Below are 5,576 nucleotides of genomic sequence, written 5' to 3' on the forward strand. Positions count from 1 at the left end.
GGTGGAGGGCACCCCGGGATACAGCTCGACCGTCTCCAGGCCGGAGGCCCGAAGTTCGAAGTCAGCCGCAGCATGGTCGATCTCCGGACGCTTCACGACGGGCAGAGTTCCACACCAGACTGACAACCAGGCCCCGGGTAGCGGTGGTTGAGAAGCACGTTCATCGGGCCGCAGCGAGCGGGATCCTGGCGATGGTCATCCACGTGATCGTCTTCTCTTCGGCGTCGTCGGGGCTGACGTCGACGAGTTCGATGGCGTCGATGCGCAGGGCGCGTGCCTGGGTCGGACGCGGCGGCGGATCTGGTGGAAGGGATCGAGGCTACCCCCTCGCATGCCACCACCATTACACATACACCAAACTGACACATCGTCACTCATGCCGACCCATGGACACCGAACCGCCACGGCGTGGGAAGGTCTTGTGCGTTTGCTGTCATCCGTGCGATCTTCGTTATCTGCCGGTCGCGCAGGGGGCGAGCGGTATGGGGGCTGGAGGGTGCTCATGAAGCTCAGCGTGTCGAGCCGACGGAGACAGCAGTCGAGCGGGGAGTCCACGCCTTCACTTCCAGCACTCCTGGAGCCCACCGCCCAACCCGAATAGGCCATCGCAGCAGCCAGCGTGAAGGCTGGTAGGCGCGAAATTCTATCGACGTACCCTCGCTATCGCAGAGCCATAGCAAGATAGTGCGCAGGCGCGAATGGCGGGAAGTTCGCCGTACGGATCCCGGATTCCCGATTCAATGAATGACCATCAAACATTTCCTTGGTCGCCGCTTAAGAGTTGACCGGACGCGCGGCACGAAACAAGGAAAATCACCGTTCTGGCCGCAGTGTCGCGACCAAATCCACCTCTACTGTCGATCGGCCACAAAGCGCGGCCGAATCTGACGCAAAAAGGTAGTCGAGGACGCATACCCTCAGGTAAACCGAGGGTGCAAAGCGAGAGGAACTCGGTGCGAAAAAAGCTAGCTTCAGTTGTCATGTCCCTGATCTTAGGGGCTACTCTGCTTTCCCTTCCCGCCCAGGCCGAACCATCCAAGCCGACGCCTACGGGCTCAATCAAACCGGTACCCGACCAGCGTATCGCCATGAAAGATACGGGCCGATTAACGAGCTCGTGCAATGACATTGGCGGGATTTTCAAGCGCGCCAAGAACAAGAAGGGGGAGAAGAGCAAGCAGAGGGCGATCTGTCTCCAGAAAGTCCCCGTGACTAAAGCTAAGGCGAGAGCCAAGGATCCCAGATTCAAGAAGAAATCCGGGAAGCTGAAAGTCAGCACCCTCTCCGGTGAAGGGCCCGACAACAGCATTCCCATTTCGTGCGAGTTCATGTATGGCGAATGGGTCTCACGGCGCACATGGACGTGCGGCATGGAAGCATACGTGGCGCGAGCGGTACGGGAAGTTAACGGCGCACCGGTAGTCGAAGGCGAACTCTACTTCGACGTCGCCCAGTACACCTTTGCCGACACGTCAAGCCCAGACCTCTATGACGGGGTGGGAGGCGCTGTCGGCCAGCCGAACGACGGTACCCCCTCAGACACCTGGAATTACCGGATCGAGCTGCGCAAGATGCCCACAAGTTGGGGCAATATCGCAGGCGCGACCGCCACAGTGATACCCCACTGGTGCGAGACCGATAGCCAGGGACCGGACGAGCTCGGGAACACGCCATGCGACGTCGTTGACACTGCGGATCCGAGCTGGCACCTCTTCCCGGCGACCGGAAGCGTCGATGTCATCAGCCATCCCTTCGACGTCTCATCCACTGCGGTAGGGAAATGGAAAACATCGACAGCTGCCACGAATGCGGGAGACATTGCCTGGTCTCGTCCGTCGTCCTTCGTGGAAGTCGTATTCCCGCACACCGTCAACCGCATTGCGGAATACTGGCCCAACGAACCCCCGCTGCTTCGATGCGACACCGTCGAAGAGAACGTCGATACCGGCTGTGTCTACGAGCATTTCAAGCCTTCTCTGCGCTATGCGCTCGACGGTAACTGGGCTGATTATCCCGAGCTGGCCTGGCACATCAAACAGGCACAGCAGGGCTACGGCGTTCCAGGAAAGAACGTAGGCGGGGCACTTCCCGGTAGCCCTTCAGGAACCCCGCTCACTAGGATCGCCGATGCCGCCGACGGGGACAACCGAGATGCGGCTTGCCCGAAATCATTACCCCGCCCTACCGGCGACTCCTGCGATGAGTATCCGTTCAACTCCACAGAGGAAGGCGCAGGAACCGGAAGCTACAGCTGCCGGATGATCAATGCCAGCCAGAACTCTGGCGGCGGGTCAAAGCTCGGATGGTTCTACTGGAAACAGCATGTCCTGCCAGGTGACAAATTCTACGTCGACATAGTGGGTGGCAACTACAATGGAAGCCGCACATGGTCGCCCAACGCCCCTTACACCTGCAGCTACCCGGTGACCCAAGCACCCCCACTGTCAACGGCCAGAACCGGTCTCGATCTGACCTCGACCAACCGGCGCGGTGCCGTCTCGGGTGTCTACGACTGGTCCAGGGCCGGCTATCAGGCGGGAGCTGCCGGTCTTCCGACAGCCTCCAGCTTCAGCACCTCGGATGCCTGTGTCATCACTGCCGCGGAGTTCGAGACGAACTATCAGAACATGTCCAACAACGGTGACGCCAGCGTGGGCTTCCAGCAGGCCATCGACGACATCAAGGCCAACTGTTCCGCGACAGCAGGGTTCAGCAACCTCAGCCTCATCGAACTTCCGCCCGGCGAGATCAACATCTCCCGTCAGATATACGTCGACGCCGACTACATCGTCATCCGCGGATCCGGCTCCGACCCGGCCACCGGCACCCGCATCCGCTTCGAACCCGACGACGACACCCGGTACGACACCATCACCGCAGACGGCTCCAACTGGGACAAGGACGCGATGACCAGCGGTCCTGCCTCCGGCGGGTGGATCTGGCCGGGCCGGGGACTGTTCCGCGTCCAGAGCCGCACTGTCCACGCCGACTACCAGGATGCCTGGGAAGACGCGGACGACAATCGCAAGGACCTTCTGGAAGGCACGGTCAACGTCCATTGGAAGGCCGGCGCCAAACTCCGTGACAAGCCCAATGACACCGGATTCGCTGCCCGCACCGGAGATACGAAGATCTACATCAGGAACGACACCAACAGCAAGATCAGAGCAAATCTCGTCGTCGGCAAGTATGTGAACATCCGCGCGGCGAACACGATGAACTTCTACCGCCAGATGTCTGCAGTGCCGTCCGACTTCGCGCTCCAGCCCCTGCACATGCGACAGCAGCTCTTCAAGATCACAGGCGTGGGGACATCGAGTTCCGACCGTTGGATCACCATCGACAAACCTCTCGAATACGACGTGCCGGTGACCTCCGAATCCGACGGCTCCGAGCCCATACCCTGCGACGAGGAGGCCAACGGTACGGATACCTGCCCAACCGCCCCTGTCGACTCCAAAGCCTCACCGCTCGTGGACCCCGTCGAGGGAGTCGGCTTCGAGAACATGTACATCACCCAGGTCCTGCCCGGACAGAGCCCGACGTCCGCCGTCCATAACTACGGCAACATGGCCCCGGCTGCGGAGATGAACGGCATCGTCTTCAAGTGGGCCGTCAATGACTGGGTCAAGGGTGTCCGCATGCACATGACGGGATCACACCCCATCGTCACCGAGGAGGCGAAGAACCTCACCATCGCCGACAACTACCTCGATGGCTCCTGGAATAAGGGCAAGGGCGGCAACGGCTACTTCCGCGGTTCCCGGGTTTGGGACTCGGTCTACGCCGGCAACACCACCCGCAACCTGCGACACTTCACCTTCCAGTGGTCAGCGTCGGGGAACGTCGCCATCGGCAACGACTTCGACTCGGACCTGAACCTGCACGGCGGGTGGGAACGCAACAACCTGTTCGAGCTCAACACATCCACAGTTCCGTATGAGCACAGATCGGGAAGCTGCTACAGCAACTGCGGCGACGAGGGCGGCAGTGCCCCCGACGACTCGACCTGGTTCCCGATCTGGTGGGCCGCCGGACAGAAGGCCGTCAAGTGGTCCGGCTCGTCAGGCCCCAACAACACCTTCTTCAACAACACGATGAAGAAACAGCTCTCGTACGGCAGCGGCTACACCGACTACTATGCCGATCACAACCGCCTGTACCGGTTCGGCTGGAGCACTTTGGGCTGGTTCCATCTCTCCCGCGGCGGTGTGCCGATCAGCGACTGGTCCCACCACGAACTGCTCGACTACACCGGCAGCGGAATCGACTCCAGCACCACCAGCCAGAACGACTCCTTGTTCCTGACGAACGTCACCTGAGAGCCAATCACACACGCTTGGCCCCGCAGCCATCGTTCCCGCTGCGGGGCCAAGCGTGTAAGACGAATAAAGAGGTGTTCGCGTGACCGGAAAGATCGAAGCCGTCGTGTCAGGAGACTCCGAAAATACGTACATCCACGCGGCCGAATTCCCGGTGAACTACGCGCAGTTCTACCTGCTCGACCGGAATCTCAACCGGACCGTGCTTCCTGTGCCGAAAGCGCCAGGGGAGGCTCATGCCGGCATCCTACGAACCGTACGCGGTGGGGCATTCCTTGTCACCGGCCTCAACAAGGGCGTTGTCGACCTGACAGTGTCGGTCCACGCCGGTGAGCCGGAGCCGCTCCTGAACGAATACGACGACGTGGTCGAAGTCAGCCTCCAGATCGATATCGAACCCGTCCATGTCAGTGCCTGGGGAGGCGGCGGCAGGTTCATCACCTTGCCCACAATGCCGGCGGGGCCCGGCTGGTACCGGCTGCGTTACCACGCCCGCAACATGGACCAGGCATTCGACCTGTACTCCGCAGTGCCGATCGACTCCTTCCACCTCCAGATCTGGGCCGAACCTCAAAGCGATCCAGAGGTCCTGCAGATCACCTCGAATCAAGCCCAATACTGGCTGTCCGTCTGAGCTTGCCCCGGTCGGTGATTCGGCGCTCCGCTCCTTGACGTCACCGCGGCGCGCCAGTCCCGCAGGTGCATGACGCCTCCGAGAGTCCCAGAGAGAGGGATGCTGCTGGCTGACCTGGACGCTCCGCCCAAGCAGCAGGCACACCGCCCAGCGGATCTACGACCGCCTGGTCGAGGACCATGGGGCCGACGACATCTCGTATCCCATAGTCCGCCTCTACGTGAAGGACCGCCGCAAGGAGGTCCGACGGCAGGCCGGGGTGGGCAACCTGCTGTTAGCCTTGCGCTTTCACGAGGCGGGCTGTCCGGCTGGTGATCGCGAAAGCAGAAAGTGCCTCTGACCAGCGAGAATGAGGATTGCTGAGGTCCTTGTTCCCGCCAACGTCGGAGGCACTTTCCAGGTGAAGGTGCGACACGAAGTCGCGTGTGTTGAGTGGGCTCTCTTGGAGAGGAGGTCGGCGATGGCGTCGGCGACAGAGTAGCCCCGGGTCAGTGTCCGATGACCTGTCCCCGCCCGGACATGCGTCGCTGGTAACGGCGGGGTGTGAAGCTCCGGGCATAAGCCCAAGTGCCCTCGTTCCACCCGAGGGCAACAGGCAAGGGGAAGGCCGGACGGGTGAA

At 61.4% G+C, this 5,576-nt stretch carries 2 protein-coding genes; both read left to right on the forward strand.

Annotation, left to right across the window (positions count from 1 at the left end):
• Nucleotides 1-980 precede the first annotated feature (980 nt).
• Nucleotides 981-4,322 (forward strand): NucA/NucB deoxyribonuclease domain-containing protein, encoded by a 3,342-nt coding sequence (locus ACFYX4_RS40890; RefSeq protein ID WP_389345056.1) that lies wholly within the window; start codon nt 981-983, stop codon nt 4,320-4,322.
• An 82-nt stretch (nt 4,323-4,404) separates the two neighbouring features.
• Entirely contained in the window at nt 4,405-4,956 is a 552-nt protein-coding gene (locus tag ACFYX4_RS40895; RefSeq protein WP_389345058.1) for a hypothetical protein, read from the forward strand.
• The last annotated feature ends 620 nt before the right edge of the window (nt 4,957-5,576 follow it).

It is taken from the genome of Streptomyces sp. NPDC002328, from assembly GCF_042890065.1.
Lineage (GTDB): Bacteria > Actinomycetota > Actinomycetes > Streptomycetales > Streptomycetaceae > Streptomyces.